Genomic DNA, 21192 nt, shown 5'->3' on the forward strand with positions numbered 1-21192 from the left:
GAAATTAATTCCCCCGGAGAAAGCCCATCGGATATTTATATGAGCATCACCCAGCTGCCGGCGTGCAAACCGGCGCTGCGTCAGTTCTCCTGCAAGCCTCTTTTAGGCCAGCATCGGATGTCGTTTGTAGGGAACGGTACGATCAAATAAATAACGATAGGTAGTCAGTTGCCGGGTAGGCGTAGCGCCCAGTGCTTCCGCAACATTCAGCATCCGTGGATTAAAGTCACCGATCCACTGCATTTCATAGTCGGTATAATGAGCGGCATTGGATTGTATTAATTTTGCCCCTTCCACAATCATATAAGCATCTATGCCTTTGCCCTGGAATTCGGGTACAATACCGAAAATAATGCCTACCATTTTTTTACAGTGGCCTCTTAATTTCAGCCAGGCAAAAAGCAGTTTTTGTAACGGTCCCAGTTTGCCATTCATATGTTTCAGGTATTGATTCAGATCGGGCAGATTTAACCAGATGGCTATCGGATTGCCATCGTGATACACAAACCACGCAATCTTTTCATCCATGAGGGGCTTCATCTGTTTGAAAAGCGCCAGCACCTGACCTTTACTCATTTCCTTACCCCCCGCATGTTGCGCCCATGCTTTATTGTATACAATGCTGAAATCTTCCGCAAATTTTTCCAGTTCATTTTTCCGGATATGCCTGGCGGAAAATGCAGGGTCACTGCTGATGGCATCATGTCGTTCAAAAAATTTAGGCAGCAGCTGATCACTCACCTTCATGCCGTAACAAACCTGGTTAAAGAATAACTGGAAACCATAGGTTTCAAACAACCGGATATAATAAGGGGGATTGAAATTCATGCCATATAACGGTTCATGGAAACCTTTTGTCAATAGTCCCCACCAGTTATTGCGTTCACCAAAATTGATAGGGCCATCCATGGCGCCCATTCCTTTTTCCTGTAGCCATTGTTTGGCGGTATTGAATAAAAGATCCGCGGCTGCCTGGTTATCGATACAATCAAAGAAGCCTACACCGCCTACCAGGCATTCATCTCCTTTGGTTTTATATTTTTTATTTACAAATGCGGCTATTCTGCCGGCCAGTTTTCCCTGATCATCTTTCAGAATCCATCTTACACATTCCCCAAAACGGAAAGCCTTATTCTTCTCCCGGTCAAATACATTGTTGATATCCTTATCCAGCGGCCTTATCCATCCCGGTACATCTTTGTTCAATATTACATGTACATCCACAAACTGAACCGCAGTTTGCGCATTGTTTACTAAAATCAATTCCATTGGGACCATTTGTACAAATGTAATAAAAACCCTCGTTGGCACTATTTTTTCTGTGAACACGGTATGAAGCGCAATTATATTTATCCCGTTATATTACTGCTCCTTACTATTATTTTCGGATTGGGCTACTGCCGGCAGCAAAAGCAGGTACGTAGTGTATTGTCGGAAAATCAACGGCTATGGAATGAAAACCGGGATCTCCGCAAAAGCCTGGAGCAATCCGGGGCTGTGACGCAACAGATCAATGACCGCCAGGATGTACAGCAGCGGGTAGCGGGGCAGTTTATCGAAAGACGCGCCTATTACCGCCGCAACTGGCGACAATTCATTGCTGTGAGCACCAGTGATTACCGTACCGGTTTTCTGGGCGGGATCAAGGATCTCAGTATTACTGTACGTAACCAGACGGAATATCCCCTGGACAATGTAGTTGTAATGGTACAGTACATGCGCAACAATAACGAGGTGTTTAAAACAGAACAATATACACTCAGCAATATTCCGGAGAAAGGCACGCGTACCATTGCAGCGTCCAACAGCCGGAAAGGAAGTAAAGTAAACCTGAAACTGATCAGTATTACGAGCCAGCCTATGAATTTTTGCTGGTCGGTGAATAAGCCTGCTCCTGCGGATAACCCCGACCCTTTTGAGTGTGTACCCACCCCCCGGAATAATCAGTAGCTTTGCCCTATGATCAGCTTACTACCAATTACTATTGCAGATGAGGCAGTAAAAAAATTGTATGAAGATGCTTTTCCTTATGAAGAGAGAAGAGACTGGGAAAACCTGTTGGCGCTGATAGCATCGGGGAAACTAAGCCTGTTGCATATTTCCCGGGATCATGCTTTTGCAGGATTTTTATGTTACTGGACTTTACCGGATTTTACGTTCATTGAATATTTTGCCATCCACCCCGATGCCCGGGGAGGAGGTATAGGTAGTCAGATCATGCAGCAGCTGGGTACAAAGTTTGGAAATATAGTGTTGGAAGTGGAGCCTCCACTAACGGAGCAGGCTATACGTCGTATTGCATTTTATGAAAGATTGGGGTACCAGGTATTTTCACAGGCATACCAGCAACCTCCGTATCATGATAATTATCCGCCGCTGGAGTTGCGCCTGATGCAGAAAGGTTTCACTTCAGATGAAGCTTCTTTTTTGCGGATTAAAGATCAATTATATAAACACGTTTATAATAAATAAAAAGCCTGATGACCGGCCTATGCCAGTCATCAGGCGTATATATTCAGCTGTGGTCTAGTCTCTTTTTACACGTCCGGATGATCCTTCACTACTACTTCCTTCGCTTCTGCTGGGCGCTACACGCTGCGGACGCGATTGTTGTTGCTGCTGTTGTTGTGCCCTTTGCTGTTGTTGTTGCTGTGCTCTCTGCTGTTGCTGCTGTTGCTGTTGTTCCCGTTGTACTCTTTGTTGTTGTTGCTGCTGCTGTTGCTGTTGTCTTTGTACCTGTTGTTGTTGCTGTTGTTCCCGCTGTACCCTTTGTTGCTGTTGCTGCTGTTGTTGTTGTCTCTGTACCTGCTGCTGTTGTTGCTGTTGCTCCCTTTGTACCCTTTGTTGTTGTTGCTGTTGTACCTGCTGTTGTCTTTGAACCTGTTGCTGTTGTTGTTGCTGCTGTTGCAGGTTGTTAGCCGGTTGGGGGGTAACCCTTGACGGCCGGGTGTTATTATTATTTACCGGTGGAGTGGTCCTGTTGCCGGGATTGGTATTATTTGTGGGCTGGGTTGCATTCCTTGATGGCTGAACCCTGCCGTTGTTATTATTGTTATTATCTGCAGGCTGCACGCGGGAAGGCCTGTTATTGTTATCTGTATTCACCGGTCTGGTGTTATTGGCCGGGGTAGTGACCCGGTTTCTGTCTGCCACACGACCTCTTTGTATAGCGGCTGCATCAGGGCGGTAGATCCGCAATTGATTATTATTGATCTGTCCTGTACCTGGTCTGTCGCTGTTGCTGACCCTTACTGGTCTTACCGTAGAACCCACATAGCGTTGTACTTCGGTAGCACTCGGACCGGTAACAACCCTGTTCCTGTTATATACATTTGTATTGTTGATAATAGTGGTGTTATTGATGATGGTAACATTCCGGCTGTTATTCACATAATAGTTGTGAATACGCGGGCTGTTGATATATTGTCTTGGTACAAATGACCAGTAAGCTGATGGTACGTTGTAGTAGCCGCCACCTGCATACATATTAGGTCCCATTGGCGCCCATCCATAATAATCTCCACCACTTCTCCAGTTCACCCATGCAGGGCCCCATTCGTTGCCGGGAATCCACATCCAGCCATTGAAGTCATCAAACATCCAGCGGCCATAGTGGAATGCTGCCCATCCCCAGGGATAGTCGGACATCCAGGTCCAGCCATAGTCTGTATATACCCAGTGGCCATCTGTATTATATGGTCTGAAATCCCGGCCGGCATTTGGTATCCATACCTGGTCATATCCGGGGTAGTTTACCCAACGGCCATACGGACTTAATTCATCATAAAAGGAAATGGAGGCGCCTATCTGTACCTGTTGGGCTGGCCCGTATGTGGAATAGGTAGAAGCGCAGCTGCCCAAAAAGAAGGATACAAGGACGAGAGATAATCCGGTATGTTTTATTAATCTGTTCATAGCTCCTGTTTTTTAGTCTTGATTGGTTTTGCTGTTATTAGACTTCGTGGAGTAATGTCTTACTTTTTTCGTATTTCCTGCTGAGGTATTGGAACGCGGTCTAAATGCAATGTTTTTTTTAAATTATGTTAAAGAAAATTGTTAAATTTTTTATAACGCTTTGTCTGTATATCAGCGTTATAATCTATGTATGGCAAAAATGGGTCCAATTAATTTAGTGCGCTGTAACTGCCTGTGGTAGGGCGTTTTAAGAAACGGCCGGCGGAAATAGCGGTGGAAAAATAAAAACCCGTTTAGTAAAATACCAAACGGGTTTTTCGCTTTTTGTCTTTTATTCAGATCATATCATCATAAAGGTCAATTTACACTTTATACTCTCCTACTTTGGTGCCGTCATCTTTCAGCATGGTGAGTACGAGTTGGTGCTGGTCTGCTTTTATTTTGATCAGGGTGCGTTTATCATCTTTAGGGCCACCGCCGATGATCAACGGATAGTCGTGTTGACCAGGAACGGGCGCATATACACCGTATTTGTGGGTGTGCCCGCAAATGAGGATATCAATTTTATGTTTATTGAAAAGACCGCCGAACATGTCGCGGCAATGAACGGTACCATGCCATTCGCCGCCGTGATAATGCGGGATGTGCATCATGACTACTTTATGTTTTGCTTTTTTATAAGCCTGACTTTGCAGCTCTTTTTCCAGCCACCTGGCCTGTTGTACACGGTAGGCGTCGAAATCTACGATGCCGCCATAAACGGGATGCGTATCTTCCTTGTCTTCTCCGGTATCCAGTACTATTGCGTGAACGGGACCCCAGGTAAAAGAGAAGTAATTTGAATGACCGGGATTATCGAAATACTGGTGCCATTCGCGGGCATATTTACCACGGGTTTCGTGGTTGCCACGCACATACATGAAAGGTTTATGAGTAGAGAATGTTTCGCCGCAGGGAGTGAGCATGTGGTCGATTATTTGTTTCTCGTCTGACTGGTAGTCAAATACATCTCCGTTAAAAAAAACAAAATCGTACGGGTCTTGTCCGTTCAGTCCCATCAGGTGGGGAATAGATTCCGGGCGGTCATGAATATCATTGATCATGAGCCAGGACACTTCTTTTGCCTGTGGGTCCGGTGCGGTGAATGTGTAGATATCGCTTTCAATGGTGGCGCCATAGGTGAGCTTGTAAGGTTGAAAGTCTACAATGTCTTTAGAGTATACTTTATAGCTGTATTTTTTGCCGGGTTGCAGGTTGTCCAGTTCAATCCTATGAAGACAGTTATTGGCTTCCACGAGGCCGTAGCTGACGCGTTGGGCTTTCTGGTCTGTTTTGCCGTCGGTGCCATATTCCACCCAGCTGTAGCAGGGGCGGGCGGTGAGCCACCTGATGGAAATGGTGTCTGGTCCCGGGTATTGGAGATATGGTTTGCATAAAAAAATGTGTTCATTGTCGGCAGTATGTTGAGTGCTGGATAAGTTTGCTGCTTTGGCGGCAAAGGGGGAGAGGCCGGCTACGCCGAGTAAACCGGCTTTTGAGAGGTTGCCGAGGAATGACCGGCGGGATAGTTCACTGCGTTCTTTCATATTATTTTATTGTATATATGATAATTTATTAAAAATAATCAACAGAATAAGAAAAGCGTATTATTTTTATATGAATGGCTAATTTTTTGGCGGATACGTTAGCAAATAGTTATAAGTAATAAAAATTAATAATTTGATAGGCTGCGCTTTGCATTGCAAGGAAACAAAAAGGAGTTATTGATAAAACAAGTGGAAAATGGGGTAGAAAAAGGTTTTTTTTCGTGAATAGCTTTTTGATATTCACCCATTAACTATTACCTTTGCGGCAAATTTTGGAAACTTATTTACACATGTAAATGGGTTTTTGAGGAAGTAACTTTTTAGTATTTTATAAACCTCTTTAAAAATATGCCTAACACAGGTAAGATCAAACAGATTATCGGTCCCGTGGTGGACGTGCACTTTGATAGCAAATTGCCGGAAATCTACAACGCATTGGAAATTACCCGCGAAAATGGTCAGAAGGTAATATTGGAAGTACAACAACACCTGGGAGAAGACAGTGTGCGTTGTGTGGCAATGGACTCCACTGATGGTATGGTTCGTGGAATGGTTGTAGTAGATAAAGGCACTCCGATTAAAATGCCGGTAGGCGACCAGGTTAAGGGACGTTTGTTTAATGTGGTAGGTGAAGCTATTGACGGTTTGGGCGATGTTGACGCCAGCGATGGTAATTCCATTCACCGTCAGCCGCCAAGATTCGAAGATCTGGCTACTGATACAGAAGTACTGTTTACCGGTATCAAAGTAATTGACCTGATTGAGCCTTATGCAAAAGGTGGTAAGATCGGTTTGTTCGGTGGTGCGGGTGTAGGTAAAACCGTATTGATCCAGGAGCTGATCAACAACATTGCAAAAGGTTACGAAGGTTTGTCCGTATTCGCCGGTGTAGGTGAGCGTACCCGTGAAGGGAATGATCTGATGCGTGAAATGATTGAAGCCGGTATCGTAAAATACGGTGATAAATTTATGGAATCAATGGAACACGGTGGCTGGGATGTTGCTGCTGTGGATAAAGAATTACTGAAACAATCACAGGCTACGTTTGTGTTTGGTCAGATGAACGAACCACCGGGAGCACGTGCGCGTGTAGCCTTGTCTGGTTTAACACTGGCAGAATATTTCCGTGATGGAGATGGTACTGCAGGTGGTGGTCGTGATATCCTGTTCTTCGTAGATAACATCTTCCGTTTCACCCAGGCAGGTTCTGAAGTATCCGCGCTGTTAGGCCGTATGCCTTCTGCGGTGGGTTATCAGCCTACACTGGCTACTGAAATGGGACTGATGCAGGAACGTATCACTTCCACTAAAAATGGTTCCATCACTTCCGTACAGGCGGTTTACGTACCTGCGGATGATTTGACGGATCCGGCTCCGGCTACTACGTTCTCCCACCTGGATGCTACTACGGTACTGGATCGTAAGATCTCCGATCTTGGTATCTATCCTGCGGTGAGCCCACTGGAATCAACTTCCCGTATCCTTTCTCCTTCTATCGTTGGTGAAGCACACTACAACTGTGCACAGCGTGTGAAAATGATCCTGCAACGCTACAAGGAATTACAGGATATCATCGCTATCCTCGGTCTGGATGAATTGAGCGACGAAGATAAACTCACTGTATCCCGTGCCCGTCGTGTACAACGTTTCCTGTCACAACCATTCCACGTGGCAGAACAGTTTACCGGTCTGAAAGGTGTACTGGTTCCGATCGAAGAAACTATCCGTGGTTTCAATATGATCATGGACGGTGAAGTAGATGAGTATCCTGAAGCAGCTTTCAACCTCGTAGGTAACATCGAAGCAGCTATTGAAAAAGGTAAGAAATTACTGGAAGCAGCGAATAACTAATTTTGTAAATGATCCCGGTTACGCCGGGATCATTCACCATTCACCATTTACGATCATAACATGCTATTAGAAGTATTAACACCAGAAAGAAAATTATATGCAGGCGAAGTGTACGGCGTACAATTGCCCGGCATTGACGGTTCTTTTGAAATACTGGATAAACATGCGCCATTAATTGCTGCCCTCGGAAATGGTAAAATGAAAGTGCTGAAAGATAAAAACCACAGTGAGTTTTTTACTATCAGCGGCGGATTTGTAGAGGTACTGCGCAACAAGGCTACCGTGCTCGTAGAAGGCGCTGTGGCTGTAGCAAAATAAACATACTACCAGTATAAAATAATAAGACAGGCCGGGTAAGACTACCCGGCCTTCGTTTTGTCCTAACTATTCCAATCTTAGAAGACCCGGAACACGTAAGATTACCTGCCGGGATTTCCGCTATTATTCATTTCTGTACAATACATTCCCTGTCCGGCCATCATGATAAGATGGCCGTAGTTATGTATATACATCCATGAATAGCCGTTTCAATGGCTATTGTATATTACCTAATGAATGATGCCTCGATAATAATCAATTGTTGATCAGGTAAAATCTGGCGTTTGTCTATAGAAGGAGCAAATGATTTTCATAGGTTTTGCCTTCATAGGTGTATGCTATCGGTTTTTGTGTTTACCTGAAAAATGGGCTGTATAAATCGTTTACCCGCTCTAAACACTTTAGCAAGATATTTAATTTGTTTTAAAAAACGCCATTCATTTTATTCAATTTTTACCCCCATAAACGGTTGTGCCCGCATGTGGTTAGCTGTCAGAATATTAGGATTTAGTTGAGAGAAGGATCAATGGGAAAATTTGCCATCAGAGCAAAGTTACTGCCCAGGTTTTTGAGGGATTGCTGCCATATTTGTTGTTCTTTCTGTTCAAATATCAAGGCGGCGGTACTCCCGGAAGTGATCCAGGATTTGCCTTTTAACTCTTCCTCCAGCTGTCCGCCTGTCCACCCCGAATAACCAATAAAGAACTTGATCTTTTTCAGGTCCAGCAGCCCCTTGTTCAGCAGCTCCACTACATTGTCGAACCTGCCGCCCCAGAATACACCGGGCACTATCTCCACACCACCTGTTATCAGCTCAGGCTGTTGGTGTACAAAGTGGATGGTATCCACCTGCACAGGGCCACCATAAAATACGGGGATATTATTCATCAGCACATCAGGGATCAATGAATCCAGGTGCTGATCAAAGAGTTTATTAATCACGAAACCAAAACTGCCTTGCTCCTGGTATTCACAGAGCAGGATCACTGTACGGGCAAAGTTCGGATCTTTCAGAAATGGATCAGCTATCAGCAAAACGCCGGGCGACAAGGTTACCATATGTATACAATTTGATCGCTAACCAAATTTAATTAAATGATTGATACAAAGCACGAAAGAAAGGAAACAATAAAAGAAGAAGTGGGTAAAACCGGAAAAAAGAAAATAAAAAAAAGGAGGCTAGAAAACCTCCTTACCATTTTATCAACCAAAATCTAAATCGCTTATGGAACGAATCCACGTCGATGTATGTAGAAAGTTTAATTACTTTGTTATATATGATACTAATCAAATTTAGTACCAATATTGTATAGCAAAGGTAAGGAAAGTAGAACTAATAAAATGAGCAGATGCCAGTTAAAATTACGTTAAAGTAATATTGTATTGCAGTAGAGAAGTATAGCTGCCAACCTAACTATTTAATTTTGTATCATAGTTGCTATAGCAAATATCTTTTTTAACAATTAATAATTTCCCAGGTTAAGTATATTTAAGCCTGACTTGACTTTCATGATACCACTGAAGAGAATATTTCCCGTAATCGTTGTGCTTATTACGCTGTCGCTGTTTGGCATTATTTACATCCAGGTAAACTGGATCAAAAGCGCCATTGCCATTAAAAAGGAGCAGCTTTTTGAGCGTTCTGTAGGCATGATAAGAGACGTACAGAACGACATGCTGTATACCCGCCAGACTGCCCTTATGTTTAAGCTGAACGGCAAGGACCCTAACGCAATTAAGGGGTTCGGGATGGATATGAACAGGCTGCCTTACAACCAACCCCCTGTAAGCGATTTTTTTACCGTACAGGAACTGAGGAAATGTATACAGACCAATATGAGGAAAAATCACCTCGATTCCGCTCATTTCGAATTTGCCATCCTTGCCCCGGTGGTGGGGATTGGTTCCCAGTTGAAAATGCATTCGGCCGGCTTTGAAAAAATGTACCAGGAGAACCAGCGGGATAGTGTTAGTGAACATAAAAAGTACCAGATACCGGTCATCCCACTGGAAGATGTCAGTAACCTCGGGCCACAAACGGAGAGCCTCATGATCATCATGCGGGCAGATGATTCCATCGCCAAACAGCTGGGCTTTATGATCTCCGGCGGGGTCCTGTTTACCATGATCATCGTCACCGCCTTTGCCCTCACCATCCGTACCCTGCTGAATCAGAAAAAGCTCTCAGAGATAAAGTCTGATTTCATCAACAATATGACCCATGAACTGAAAACGCCGCTGGCCACTATCTCCCTGGCCATTGACGCTATCGGGAACGAAAAAGTGTTGAATAAGCCGGATAAGATCCGTTACTTCTCCGGCATTATCAAAGAGGAGAATAAACGCATGAACAAACAGGTGGAAAGTATCCTCCAGTCTGCCCTGCTGGAAAAAGATGAAATCGGACTTAAACTACAGGCTACAGACGTGCATGCTGTTATCCAGAATACGACGGATAACCTGCAACTGCAACTATCCGCCAAAAGCGGGGTGGTAGATCTGCAACTCGATGCCATTAACCCGGTGATCATGGCAGATGATGTACATTTCTCCAACGTGATCTTTAACCTGATGGATAATGCCATCAAGTATTCCAACGAAAACCTGGAAATAAAGATACATACCTATAACACCCGTAAAAGCCTGTTCCTGATCATTACAGACAACGGTATCGGCATGAGCCGGGATACTATTTCGCGTATCTTTGAAAAATTCTACCGCGCACATACGGGTAATGTACACAACGTAAAAGGCTTCGGTCTTGGTCTTACCTACGTGAAAGCGATCGTAGATGCACATAAAGGAAAAATTAAGGTGGAAAGCACAGTGGGTAAAGGAAGTAAATTTACCCTGGAATTTCCGCAGGACTAGACTAGCTAAAGGTTATGAGCATGACATTAACTGAAAAAGAAATACAGCATTTTAAAAATCCTATAGCCGTTCCCGGTATAGGCCTGGAAATGCAGGAAAAGTTACAGGATGCCCGTGTATTGGTGGTTGGCGCCGGTGGTCTTGGCAGCCCGGTGTTGCAATACCTCAGTGCCAGCGGCGTGGGTGTATTGGGCATTGCGGACTATGGTGTTATCAATGATGAAGATATGCACCGGCAACCTATATACCAGATGCAGGATATCCGTAAACATAAAGCTAAAATGGCTGCCAGTAGGCTTTGGGCGGTGAATCCCTACACAAAACATTACCCGATGCTGGTACAGGTGAAGCCGGAAAATATAGCCCTGCTCCTGGTAGGCTTTGACCTGGTGATCGATTGCTCCCAGCATCAGCCTACGCACCTGGTGATCAATGATGCCTGTGTAAAGCACGATAAACCTTTTGTAATAGGGGAAGTACACAACTGGATGGCCTGGTGTGCCGGCTTTAATATGCCCATGCCCGATGGTTCCACTTCGGCCACTTACCGCTGTGCGCTGGAGCTCACAGAAGGATACCGCAACTTCGATGCAGGCGCTATCGGCGCCACACACGGCGCTACCGGTATGCATATCGTTTGTGAAGTACTGAAATACCTGATTGGTGTACCGGGCGGACTCGCCGGCAAGCTCCATGGCATGGATTATCTGCACAATCAAACCCAGTTGCACGACCTGACGCCCGATCCGGCAGTGTTGCAAAATACCCGTGAACAGGGTGTTTTATCGGCGGAGGAATATGGGCTGGAAATAGTACCGGATGTGGAAGACTAGCTGCTAATCGCAGGTCAGGATGCTCTTCAGTTCTCCTACTTTCAGTTCGTGCTTCAGTCCCAGTTTCAGCGCATAATTTTCTGTCTGGTGTCCGCAAGGGAAACCATAACATACCGGGTAGCCATAATCCTTTACGATGTTGTGGATAATTTCATACTCCGTCTGACCAAAAGGAGTATTAGTATCTTTTCCGTCAACGAAGGCGCCCACTACAAGGCCTGCCAGTTTATCCAGCCAGCCGGCGCGTTTGAGGTTATACATCATGCGGTCTATGTTGTAGCGGTATTCCCCGATATCTTCCAGCAGCAGGATTTTGCCTTTGGTATCCACCTGGGATCGGCTGCCGGAAACATTGGCCAGCATGGACAAGTTGCCGCCTACGAGTGCCCCGGTGGCTTTGCCGGCCCGGTTTAGTGTATGCGAGGGCGTTGTATAGCGGTAAGGCTTGCCTTTTAAAGCAGCAGCGAGGCTATGCACGTATTCATTTTCAGCAGTAGCCGGTGTAATGCCGCTGCACATGAGGGTATGCAGGGAAGCAATATTATAACGCTGATGGATATGTGCGTGCAGGGCGGTAACATCGCTATAGCCGCAAAGCCATTTTGGATGTTTCCGGAAGCGGGTGAAATCGAGTTTATCGAGGATACACACCATACCATAGCCACCACGGCCAAATACAATGGCTTTTATTTCAGGATCGTCCAGCATATCCTGTAATTCTTCCAGCCGCAGTTCATCGGGTGCGGAAAAATTGTGGAAGCTGGTGCCTACCGTAATACCCAGGTGTACCCGGTATCCCCATGCGTCTAATATGCCGGCTGCATATTCTGCCGCCTGCAGCTCCATTTTACTGCTGGAGCAGGTAACTCCTATCAGATCGCCTTTTTTCAGATATGGCGGAATTTTTACCATTGTACTTTTGTTTACCTTTGCAGATTAGTGAATACATTTACTATTCGCGAACTAAGGTGGTAAATTGTTTGGTGATTCCAAAAACAAAAATCCGATTTAAAATTTATTTAAGCATTCTTTAAGATAGTATGGGAAAATTTAATAGATATTTAATAACTGCGGCACTACCGTATGCCAATGGCCCGGTACATATAGGCCATCTGGCCGGCTGCTATCTGCCTGCAGATATTTATGTAAGATATCTGCGCGCTAAAAAAGCAGATGTAAAATTCGTTTGCGGTTCGGATGAACATGGTGTTCCTATCACCATCAAAGCCATGAAAGAAAATGTAACCCCGCAGGATATTGTGGATAAATACCACAAGATCATCAGCGACAGCTTCGCCGCAATGGGTATCTCTTTCGACATCTTTGCCCGTACCAGTGATCCCATACATCACCAGACAGCTTCGGATTTTTTTCTGAAGATGTATAACGACGGCCTGTTTGAAGAAAAAGAAACAGAACAATATTTTGACCCGGAAAAGAAAGTTTTCCTGGCAGACAGATACATCATCGGTACCTGCCCCAAATGCGGCAATGATAAGGCTTACGGCGATCAGTGCGAACGCTGTGGCAGCTCACTAAGCCCCGATGAACTGATCAACCCGCACTCCGCCCTCAGCGACGCCGTGCCCATAAAGAAAACAACGAAGCACTGGTACATGCCGCTCCAGAACTATGAACCCTGGCTGAAAGAATGGCTGCTGGAAGGTCATAAAGAGTGGAAAAATAACGTATACGGACAGTGTAAAAGCTGGCTGGACAACGGCCTGCAAAGCCGCGCCATGACCCGCGACAGCAACTGGGGGATCAAAGTTCCTTTGCCGGATGCAGACGGAAAAGTACTCTACGTATGGTTTGATGCGCCTATCGGTTATATTTCCGCTACCAAAGAACTCACCCCGGACTGGGCTGACTACTGGTGTAAGGATGATACCAAACTGGTACATTTTATCGGGAAAGATAATATCGTATTTCACTGTATCATTTTCCCCGCTATGCTCAAGGCGCACGGCAATTTCGTTTTCCCGGAAAACGTGCCTGCCAACGAGTTCCTGAATATTGAAGGAGAAAAAGTATCTACCTCCCGCAACTGGGCGGTATGGATAAATGATTATATCCAGGACTTCCCCGATCAGCAGGATATCCTGCGCTATGTACTGTGCAGTACTGCGCCGGAAACAAAAGACAACGACTTCACCTGGAAAGATTTCCAGGACCGCAATAATAATGAGCTGGTAGCCATCTTCGGTAACTTCATCAACCGTACCATGGTGCTGATGCACAAGCTGTGCGGTGGTAAAGTGCCACGGCTACACGAAGAGTTTGTGGAAGCTGCCGACAAAGACCTGGTGAAAGAATTTACCCTTTCCAAAGAAAAGATTGAGAGCAGCCTGGAAAACTACCGTTTCCGGGAAGCCCTGGCGGAAGTTATTGACCTGGCCAGAAAAGGAAACCAGTATTTACAGAAAAATGAGCCCTGGAAACTGGCGTCTGCCATGGAAAGGATCAAAGCGGGTACAGCTGATCCGCTGTATACAGAAAAGGATCTGCTGATGTTGCAGGGCAAAATAGACAACTGTTTGTATGTATGCCTGCAACTTACTGCCAACCTGGCCATCTTTATAAATCCGTTCCTGCCCTTTACCGCCAGAAAAATCTGTCACATGGTGAAAGTGGTGGACCGTATGCTGGAATGGGAAAATGCCGGCAGTGACACCTTGCTGAAAGTAGGCTACACCCTGCGTGCGCCGGAATTGCTCTTCAAAAAAGTGGAAGACGACCAGGTAAAAGCACAGGTAGAAAAACTGCATGCCGGCCTGAAAAAGTCTGCTGCTGAAGCTGCCGCCGCGGCTCCTGCACCCGTTGCAGAAGAAAAAGCTGCTGCACCGGCCAAACCGGAAATCCAGTTCGACGACTTCGCAAAACTGGACCTGCGTGTAGGAACCATCCTGTCTGCAGAAAAAGTAGAGAAGGCTGATAAATTACTGAAACTGCTGATAGACATAGGTACAGAGCAACGTACCGTTGTATCCGGCATTGCTATGCACTTCAAACCGGAAGACATCATTGGCAAACAGGTAACCCTGGTAGCCAACCTGGCGCCCCGCAAAATGCGCGGCATCGAAAGTCAGGGCATGATCCTGATGGCAGAAGATAACGGCAAACTGATCTTTGTAAATCCCGCCGAAGCCGTACAACCCGGTAGTGGTGTGAGTTAATTACAGAATTACTCCGTAGCCTGATGATGGAAGTACAAAAAATGCTAAATTCAATGATCGGTAAAGTTAAGTCACAATTGCTGGAAGCTCCGCTAAGACTAACCGCTGACAGCTAAATGCTAAAAGCTATGCAAAGACACATCAACAAAGTAGCCGTATTAGGCTCTGGAGTAATGGGATCAAGAATTGCCTGTCATTTTGCAGGTATTGGCGTACAGGTTTTATTGCTGGATATTACGCCCAGGGAATTAAACGATGCAGAGAAAAAGAAAAATCTGGCGCTGGACAGCCCCGCTGTAAAAAACCGGATTGTGAACGATGCCCTGCTGGCTGCTGTGAAGTCAAATCCTTCCCCCGTATACAACAAAGATGTGGTGAAACGTATTAAAACGGGCAACTTCACCGATGATATGAAGCGCATCGCTGATGTAGACTGGATCATAGAAGTAGTGGTAGAAAACCTGGATGTGAAGAAAACCGTGTTTGAACAGGTGGAGAAATTCCGCAAACCCGGTACACTCATCACTTCCAATACCTCCGGTATTCCCATTCACCTGATGACCGAAGGCCGCAGCGAAGATTTCCAAAAGCATTTCTGCGGAACGCACTTCTTTAATCCTCCCCGTTACCTGCGCTTACTCGAAATTATACCTACACCACATACTGATCCGGCCGTCATCGATTTCCTGATGCACTACGGTGATCTTTACCTGGGCAAAACAACCGTGTTGTGTAAAGACACGCCCGCGTTTATTGCCAACAGGGTAGGCGTGTATTCTATCATGGCTATTTTTCACATCATGCAGGAAATGGGATTAGGTGTTGATGAAATCGACGCCTTAACCGGTCCGGTGATTGGTCATCCTAAATCAGCCACCTTCCGTACAGCGGATGTGGTGGGCATTGATACCCTGGTGCGGGTAGCCAAAGGCGTGATGGAAAACTGTCCGGATGATGAAGCCATCAGCATTTTCAAGATTCCACTGTTTCTGCAGAAAGTGGTGGAAAACAACTGGCTGGGAGATAAGACCGGGCAAGGCTTCTATAAAAAAACAAAAGGAGAGGGTGGCAGCAAGGAAATTCTGACGCTCGACCTGAACACCATGGAATACGGGCCTAAACAAAAGGCCAGGTTTGCCAGTATAGATGCGGCCAAACCGGTGGAAGACCTGAAGCAGCGCATTCGCATGCTGGCAGCGGCTACCGATAAAGCCGGGGAGTTCTATCAGCAGCTTCATGCTTACCTGTTCGCCTATGTATCGCACCGTGTGCCTGAAATAGCCGATGATATCTACAAAGTAGATGACGCCATGAAAGCTGGTTTCGGCTGGGAAATCGGCCCTTTCGAAAACTGGGACCTGCTGGGTGTGGAAGCATCCATCAAGCTCATAGAAGAAAAAGGACTGACAGTAGCCCAATGGGTGAAAGATATGCTGGCAAAGGGTATCAAGAGTTTTTATAAAATTGATAACGGCAAGAAATTTTATTATGACCTCGCCTCACAGGCTTACAAAGCCATGCCGGGCGAAGGAGAATTTATTATACTCGAAAACTTCTCCAATAATGTTGTCTGGAAAAACAGCGTCTGCAACCTGATCGACATCGGCGATGGTGTGGTGTGTTTCGACTGGAAAACCAAGATGAACACTATTGGCGGAGAAGTACTGGAAGGGTTGAATAAGGCGGTAGACCGTGCGGAGAAAGATTTCCGCGGACTGGTAGTGGGTAATGAAGGCACAAATTTTTCTGCCGGCGCAAACGTCGGTATGATATTTATGCTGGCAGCCGAACAGGAATTTGATGAGCTGGATATGGCGGTGCGCCTGTTCCAGCGTTCTACGATGCGGTTGCGTTATTCCAATATTCCGGTAGTAGTGGCACCACATGCACTGACATTGGGTGGTGGTTGTGAGATGTGTTTACATGCAGATAAAATACAGGCAGCTGCCGAAACTTATATTGGTCTTGTAGAACTGGGCGTAGGGCTGATCCCCGGCGGTGGCGGTACCAAAGAAATGGCGTTGCGCGCAAGCCTGGAATATAAAGAAGGCCGTATAGAAGAAGAACCATTGAAAGATTACTTCATGACCGTAGCCACTGCCAAAGTAGCGACTTCCGGTTTTGAAGGATTTGATATGGGCGTACTGCGCAAAGGGCATGATGAAATTACCCTGAATCCGGCCCGTCTTATTGCAGACGCCAAACGTAGTGTGATTGCGCTGGCAGATGAAGGATATACCCGACCGGTGGAAAGAACCGATGTGAAAGTGATGGGCCGCAGCGCGCTGGGCGCCCTGCTGGCAGGTGTGTATGCGATGAAGTTTGGCAACTACATTTCTGAACACGATCAGAAAGTGGCCAACAAACTGGCTTATGTGATGTGTGGCGGCGATTTAACAGAACCTTCTTTCGTGAGCGAACAATACCTGCTGGACCTGGAACGCGAAGCGTTTCTGAGTTTGTGTGGTGAGCGCAAAACGTTGGAACGTTTGCAGAGCGTGATCAAAACGGGCAAGCCGGTACGTAATTAACAATGTAAATGTAAGTTCAGGGGAAATGTAGTGAAGATTTGCCATAAGATCATTCGCTGCATTTTCCTCTTTTTTTATATCATTCATAACAGATCTTTTACCAGTGCCAGTTCTATCCTTACAAAACATCTCAAAAAAGTACGGGCCTGTGCAGGCCTTATCGGGGGTATCTTTTGATGTGCCGCCGGGTGCCATCTTCGGTGTACTGGGCCCTAACGGCAGCGGCAAAACCACGTTGCTGGGCATCGTTACCGACGTGTTGAAAGCCGATAGCGGCAGCTTTACGCTTTTTGACAAAACGGCCACCGCCAGCGAACGCCGGCAGATAGGTACTTTGCTGGAAACACCGAACTTTTATCATTACCTGAGTGCCTATAAAAATCTGGAGATCTCCGCTGCTATCAAGCAACGTGGCCATGATGATATTGCCCGCGTACTGGATATCTGTGGCCTCACAGCAAGACAACATTCCCCCTTCAAAACCTATTCACTTGGTATGAAGCAGCGGCTGGCTATTGCCGCCGTGTTGCTCGGTGATCCGGAAGTACTCATCCTGGATGAACCTACCAATGGGCTGGACCCCGCAGGTATTGCTGAAGTGCGGGATCTGTTGCGTCGCCTCGCGGATACAGGCAAAACCATTATCCTGGCCAGCCACCTGCTGGATGAAGTGGAAAAAGTATGCACACATGTAGCCATTCTGCGCGCGGGTAAGCTATTGCTCTCCGGCGCTGTTAATGAAGTGATCAGCCGTCATGATTACCTGGAGCTGGCTGCGGCAGACAACAACGCGCTATGCACGGCCATGCTGCAATACCCCGGCTGTACCAGCGCCCGCGTCAACGGCGCCAGCGTGATAGCGGTGTTCAGCACACAACCCGATGCCGCAGCGGTAAACAGCTATTGCGCCCAACAGGGCATATGGTTGCAACAACTGCAACTGCGCAAAAAGAGCCTTGAAAAAGCATTCCTTGAAATTACCAACGTCTCCGCATCATGAAACAGCTCATTTATACAGAATGGCTCAAAGTAAAAAATTACCGTACTTTCTGGGTAATGCTTATCGTCGCCGTAGCCGTAATTCCAGCCGGAAACTATGTGCCGGCAGAAGTATTTACACGCCAGCTGGGCGATGCAACGAAAATGCTGGGATCATCGCCCTTTAATTATCCAACCGTATGGCAGACAGTGGCCAATGTGAGCAGCTATATCTCTTCCCTGTTCGGACTGTTGCTGATGATCCTGGTGACCAACGAATATACTTACCGCACCAACCGCCAGAATATTATTGACGGCTGGGAACGGAAACAGTTTGTATATGCCAAACTCTTTTGGGTGCTGCTGTTGTCGGTACTGGCGTTTGTAGTAGCCACGCTTACCGCCGCGGTTTTCGGTGCAGCCTATGGTACCTCCGGTTTCAGTACAGAAGGTTTTGTGTATATGTTCTACTACTTTTTCCAGGTATTGCTCACCCTTTGTTTTGCCCTGTTGCTGAGTGTATTGGTAAAGCGGGCAGGCTTTGCCATCGTGATATTCCTGGGTTATACCATGATGCTGGAGCAGACATTTGTATTCATCCTGAAAAAAAATGTTGGACCGATAGGAGGGCTGTTGCCGTTGCAAACCGGTGATGAGTTGTTGCCTTTCCCTTTAGTCGGTAATATGATGAAAACAGTAGACAGGTATGAAGACAGCACCTACCTGGTTTGCTTGTTTGTATATATCGCTATTGCCATCTACCTGGTTTTCAGGAAGGTATTAAAATCGGATCTTTAAAATTATCTATATATTTCACATTCTTTTAAAGCGAAATGATTGGAAGAGAGCTTAAATTTGTTGTGCAAAGTTAAAACGTGAATTATGGGTAAACAGGAGAAAGTGATACTGGTCACAAATGATGATGGGATAACGGCGCCGGGTATACGTGCTTTGATCGAAGCGGTGCGGCCACTCGGAAGAGTGGTGGTAGTGGCGCCGGACAGCCCCCAATCAGGGAAAGGCCATGCCATTACAATTGGTGTACCGCTGCGGTTGGAAAAGGTGGATATTTTTGAAGGTATTGAAGCATGGCAATGCTCCGGAACACCGGTGGATTGCGTAAAACTGGCCCGCGATAAGATCCTGCATGCAAAGCCGGATATCTGTGTAAGTGGCATTAACCACGGCGCTAATCATTCTATCAACGTAATTTATTCAGGCACGATGTCGGCTGCCATGGAAGCGGCTATTGAAGGTATTCCTTCCGTTGGGTTTTCTTTCCTGGAGTATAGCTATGATGCTGATTTCTCCCTGCCGGCAAAAGTGGCGCGGGAAGTAACACAGCGGATGTTGGCATCGGAACTGCCGGTAGGTACTTTGTTTAATGTAAACATCCCTATTGTCAGTGAGAAAGATTACAAAGGTCTGAAGATCAGCCGGCAGGCAGATGCCAAGTGGGTGGAAGAATTTGATGAACGCCGTGATCCGCATGGTAAAAAATACTATTGGCTCACCGGTGAATTTAAAAACCGTGATACGGGTGAAGATACAGATGTATGGGCGCTGGAGAATAATTATGCCTCCCTGGTGCCGGTGCAGTTCGATCTCACCAATTATAAGTTGAAAAAGAAGTTGGAAGAGGAGTGGAAGGATTTGTGAATAGAGATAGCTGTAGATCCTGATATCGCATTATAATAGCAGTATGTTAAAAAAAGACAATCTCTCCTTGGGAATTGTGCTGGGGTTTATCACACCTTTGCTGGCATTTTTCCTTTATTATTTTTTTGTAATCAAGCCGCATAATAATATCGGCCTGGGACAGTTTTTTGCGATCCTGAAAGATAACAGGCAAATGATTCCGAAAATCACCAGCATTTGTTTGCTGGTAAACGGGCTGGTCTTTTATCTGTATACCAGGAAGCGGAGAGATATTACTGCAAAGGGAGTTTTCCTTGTTACCATGTTGTATGCCATAGGTATATTGTTACTCAAACTGATCAGATAATTTTTAATACAACACCATATTGAAATATTACATTATTGCGGGAGAAGCCTCTGGTGACTTGCATGGCAGCAACCTTGTCAGACAATTAAAACAGCAGGACACGTCTGCGGATATACGTAGTTGGGGCGGTGATATGATGGAACAGGCCGGTGCCCATGTAATAAAGCATTACAAGGAGCTGGCATTTATGGGTTTCGTGGAAGTAGTCATGAACCTGCGTACGATATTGCGTAATATTGATTTTTGTAAGAAAGATATTACCGCTTTTCAACCGGATGTGGTGGTATTGGTAGATTACCCCGGCTTCAACCTGCGTATTGCCGAATGGGCAAAGCAGCAAGGGTTTAAAACCGTATTCTATATTTCTCCCCAGGTATGGGCCTGGAAAGAAAGCAGGGTAAAAAAGATCAGGGAATGTGTAGATAAGATGTTGTGTATCCTGCCTTTTGAAAAAGAGTTTTATCACAAATGGGGCTACGAAGTGGAGTATGTAGGACATCCATTGGTAGAAGTGATCAAAGCGGCTAAAGAGCAACCGGCAGATGCGCCGCTATCTGATAAGCCCGTAATTGCGGTATTGCCGGGTAGCCGTAAACAGGAAGTAAGCGTAAAGTTACCCATCATGCTCACGATGGCAAAGCACTTCCCGGAATACCAGTTTGTAGTAGCACAGGCGCCCAGCCTGGACGATCACTTCCTGGAGGGGCTCACCGGGCAGCATCCGAACGTTTCCATGGTCAAAGGTCAAACCTACAAGTTGTTGCGGCAGGCAAAAGCGGCCCTGGTTACTTCTGGCACCGCTACGCTGGAAACTGCGCTGTTCGGTGTTCCTGAGGTAGTATGCTACAAAGGGAATCCTATTTCTTACTTCTTCGCCAAAAAACTGATCAAAGTAAAATACATCTCCCTGGTAAACCTGGTCATGGATAAGCTGGTGGTGAAAGAGCTGATCCAGCACGACCTCACAGAAGAAAATCTGTTAAAGGAACTCACCAGCCTGCTGAAGGATGATGCGGCCCGTCAGCGCGTAATGACCGACTACGCCGACTTGTGGCATAAGCTGGGCGAGAAGGATGCCAGCAAAAGAGCCGCGGAAGTGATTGCACAATTTGCTAAAGCGTAATCAGC

Annotated in this window: 18 protein-coding genes; 13 read left to right on the top strand and 5 right to left on the bottom strand. The window is 46.0% G+C overall.

The window, feature by feature from the left end; genetic code table 11:
- Window positions 1–102 precede the first annotated feature (102 nt).
- The gene (locus ABQ275_RS01095) at window positions 103–1269 is read right to left on the bottom strand and encodes a hypothetical protein (RefSeq protein WP_349316414.1); all 1167 of its coding nucleotides are present in this window, start codon (window positions 1267–1269) and stop codon (window positions 103–105) included.
- 63 nt (window positions 1270–1332) lie between these two features.
- On the opposite strand from ABQ275_RS01095, the gene ABQ275_RS01100 reads away from it, so the two are divergent.
- The gene (locus tag ABQ275_RS01100; RefSeq protein WP_349316415.1) at window positions 1333–1950 is read left to right on the top strand and encodes a hypothetical protein; all 618 of its coding nucleotides are present in this window, start codon (window positions 1333–1335) and stop codon (window positions 1948–1950) included.
- Window positions 1951–1959: 9 nt separating this feature from the next.
- Window positions 1960–2472, top strand: coding sequence for a GNAT family N-acetyltransferase (locus ABQ275_RS01105; protein WP_349316416.1), 513 nt, complete (start codon window positions 1960–1962; stop codon window positions 2470–2472).
- A gap of 54 nt (window positions 2473–2526) precedes the next feature.
- Here ABQ275_RS01105 and ABQ275_RS01110 read toward each other — a convergent pair whose 3' ends face one another.
- Entirely contained in the window at window positions 2527–3915 is a 1389-nt protein-coding gene (locus ABQ275_RS01110) for a DUF6600 domain-containing protein (RefSeq protein ID WP_349316417.1), read from the bottom strand.
- Between the two features lie 362 nt (window positions 3916–4277).
- Window positions 4278–5501, bottom strand: coding sequence for a metallophosphoesterase family protein (locus tag ABQ275_RS01115; protein WP_349316418.1), 1224 nt, complete (start codon window positions 5499–5501; stop codon window positions 4278–4280).
- Window positions 5502–5849: 348 nt separating this feature from the next.
- Between ABQ275_RS01115 and atpD the strand changes: the two genes are divergently transcribed.
- Together atpD and atpC are read left to right on the top strand one after the other, a co-directional pair.
- On the top strand, window positions 5850–7352 hold the full coding sequence (gene atpD, locus ABQ275_RS01120) for a F0F1 ATP synthase subunit beta (RefSeq protein ID WP_349316419.1): 1503 nt from the start codon (window positions 5850–5852) through the stop codon (window positions 7350–7352).
- A gap of 60 nt (window positions 7353–7412) precedes the next feature.
- The gene (gene atpC / locus ABQ275_RS01125; protein WP_349316420.1) at window positions 7413–7670 is read left to right on the top strand and encodes an ATP synthase F1 subunit epsilon; all 258 of its coding nucleotides are present in this window, start codon (window positions 7413–7415) and stop codon (window positions 7668–7670) included.
- Between the two features lie 507 nt (window positions 7671–8177).
- Here atpC and ABQ275_RS01130 read toward each other — a convergent pair.
- Window positions 8178–8729, bottom strand: a complete 552-nt coding sequence (locus ABQ275_RS01130) for a YqgE/AlgH family protein (protein ID WP_349316421.1) — start codon at window positions 8727–8729, stop codon at window positions 8178–8180.
- Window positions 8730–9179: 450 nt separating this feature from the next.
- Here ABQ275_RS01130 and ABQ275_RS01135 point away from each other — a divergent pair, with 450 nt between their 5' ends.
- Window positions 9180–10541 carry a HAMP domain-containing sensor histidine kinase gene (locus ABQ275_RS01135; RefSeq protein WP_349316422.1) on the top strand — a complete coding sequence of 454 codons (1362 nt, stop codon included), beginning with the start codon at window positions 9180–9182 and terminating at the stop codon, window positions 10539–10541.
- A gap of 20 nt (window positions 10542–10561) precedes the next feature.
- Window positions 10562–11374 carry a HesA/MoeB/ThiF family protein gene (locus tag ABQ275_RS01140; RefSeq protein ID WP_349316423.1) on the top strand — a complete coding sequence of 271 codons (813 nt, stop codon included), beginning with the start codon at window positions 10562–10564 and terminating at the stop codon, window positions 11372–11374.
- Between the two features lie 3 nt (window positions 11375–11377).
- Here the strand turns inward: ABQ275_RS01140 and ABQ275_RS01145 are convergent, their stop codons facing one another.
- The gene (locus ABQ275_RS01145) at window positions 11378–12286 is read right to left on the bottom strand and encodes an LD-carboxypeptidase (RefSeq protein ID WP_349316424.1); all 909 of its coding nucleotides are present in this window, start codon (window positions 12284–12286) and stop codon (window positions 11378–11380) included.
- Between the two features lie 128 nt (window positions 12287–12414).
- Between ABQ275_RS01145 and metG the strand changes: the two genes are divergently transcribed.
- The 7 genes from metG (at window position 12415) to lpxB (ending at window position 21187) form a co-directional block, all read left to right on the top strand.
- Window positions 12415–14550, top strand: a complete 2136-nt coding sequence (metG, locus tag ABQ275_RS01150) for a methionine--tRNA ligase (RefSeq protein WP_349316425.1) — start codon at window positions 12415–12417, stop codon at window positions 14548–14550.
- 128 nt (window positions 14551–14678) lie between these two features.
- Window positions 14679–17081: a 3-hydroxyacyl-CoA dehydrogenase/enoyl-CoA hydratase family protein gene (locus ABQ275_RS01155; RefSeq protein ID WP_349316426.1), complete on the top strand. Its 2403-nt coding sequence runs from the start codon at window positions 14679–14681 to the stop codon at window positions 17079–17081.
- 148 nt (window positions 17082–17229) lie between these two features.
- A complete protein-coding gene (locus ABQ275_RS01160; RefSeq protein ID WP_349316427.1) occupies window positions 17230–18081 on the top strand; it encodes an ATP-binding cassette domain-containing protein in 852 nt (283 codons plus the stop codon).
- Complete coding sequence (locus ABQ275_RS01165; RefSeq protein ID WP_349316428.1) at window positions 18078–18857, top strand: ABC transporter permease; 780 nt, start codon at window positions 18078–18080, stop codon at window positions 18855–18857. The genes ABQ275_RS01160 and ABQ275_RS01165 overlap by 4 nt, the downstream gene beginning before the upstream one ends.
- Before the next feature lie 84 nt (window positions 18858–18941).
- Window positions 18942–19718 carry a 5'/3'-nucleotidase SurE gene (surE, locus tag ABQ275_RS01170; protein ID WP_349316429.1) on the top strand — a complete coding sequence of 259 codons (777 nt, stop codon included), beginning with the start codon at window positions 18942–18944 and terminating at the stop codon, window positions 19716–19718.
- Between the two features lie 43 nt (window positions 19719–19761).
- Window positions 19762–20064 carry a hypothetical protein gene (locus ABQ275_RS01175; protein ID WP_349316430.1) on the top strand — a complete coding sequence of 101 codons (303 nt, stop codon included), beginning with the start codon at window positions 19762–19764 and terminating at the stop codon, window positions 20062–20064.
- A gap of 19 nt (window positions 20065–20083) precedes the next feature.
- On the top strand, window positions 20084–21187 hold the full coding sequence (gene lpxB, locus ABQ275_RS01180; protein ID WP_349316431.1) for a lipid-A-disaccharide synthase: 1104 nt from the start codon (window positions 20084–20086) through the stop codon (window positions 21185–21187).
- The last annotated feature ends 5 nt before the right edge of the window (window positions 21188–21192 follow it).

It is taken from the genome of Chitinophaga sp. MM2321, from assembly GCF_964033635.1.
Classification (GTDB): Bacteria; Bacteroidota; Bacteroidia; order Chitinophagales; family Chitinophagaceae; genus Chitinophaga.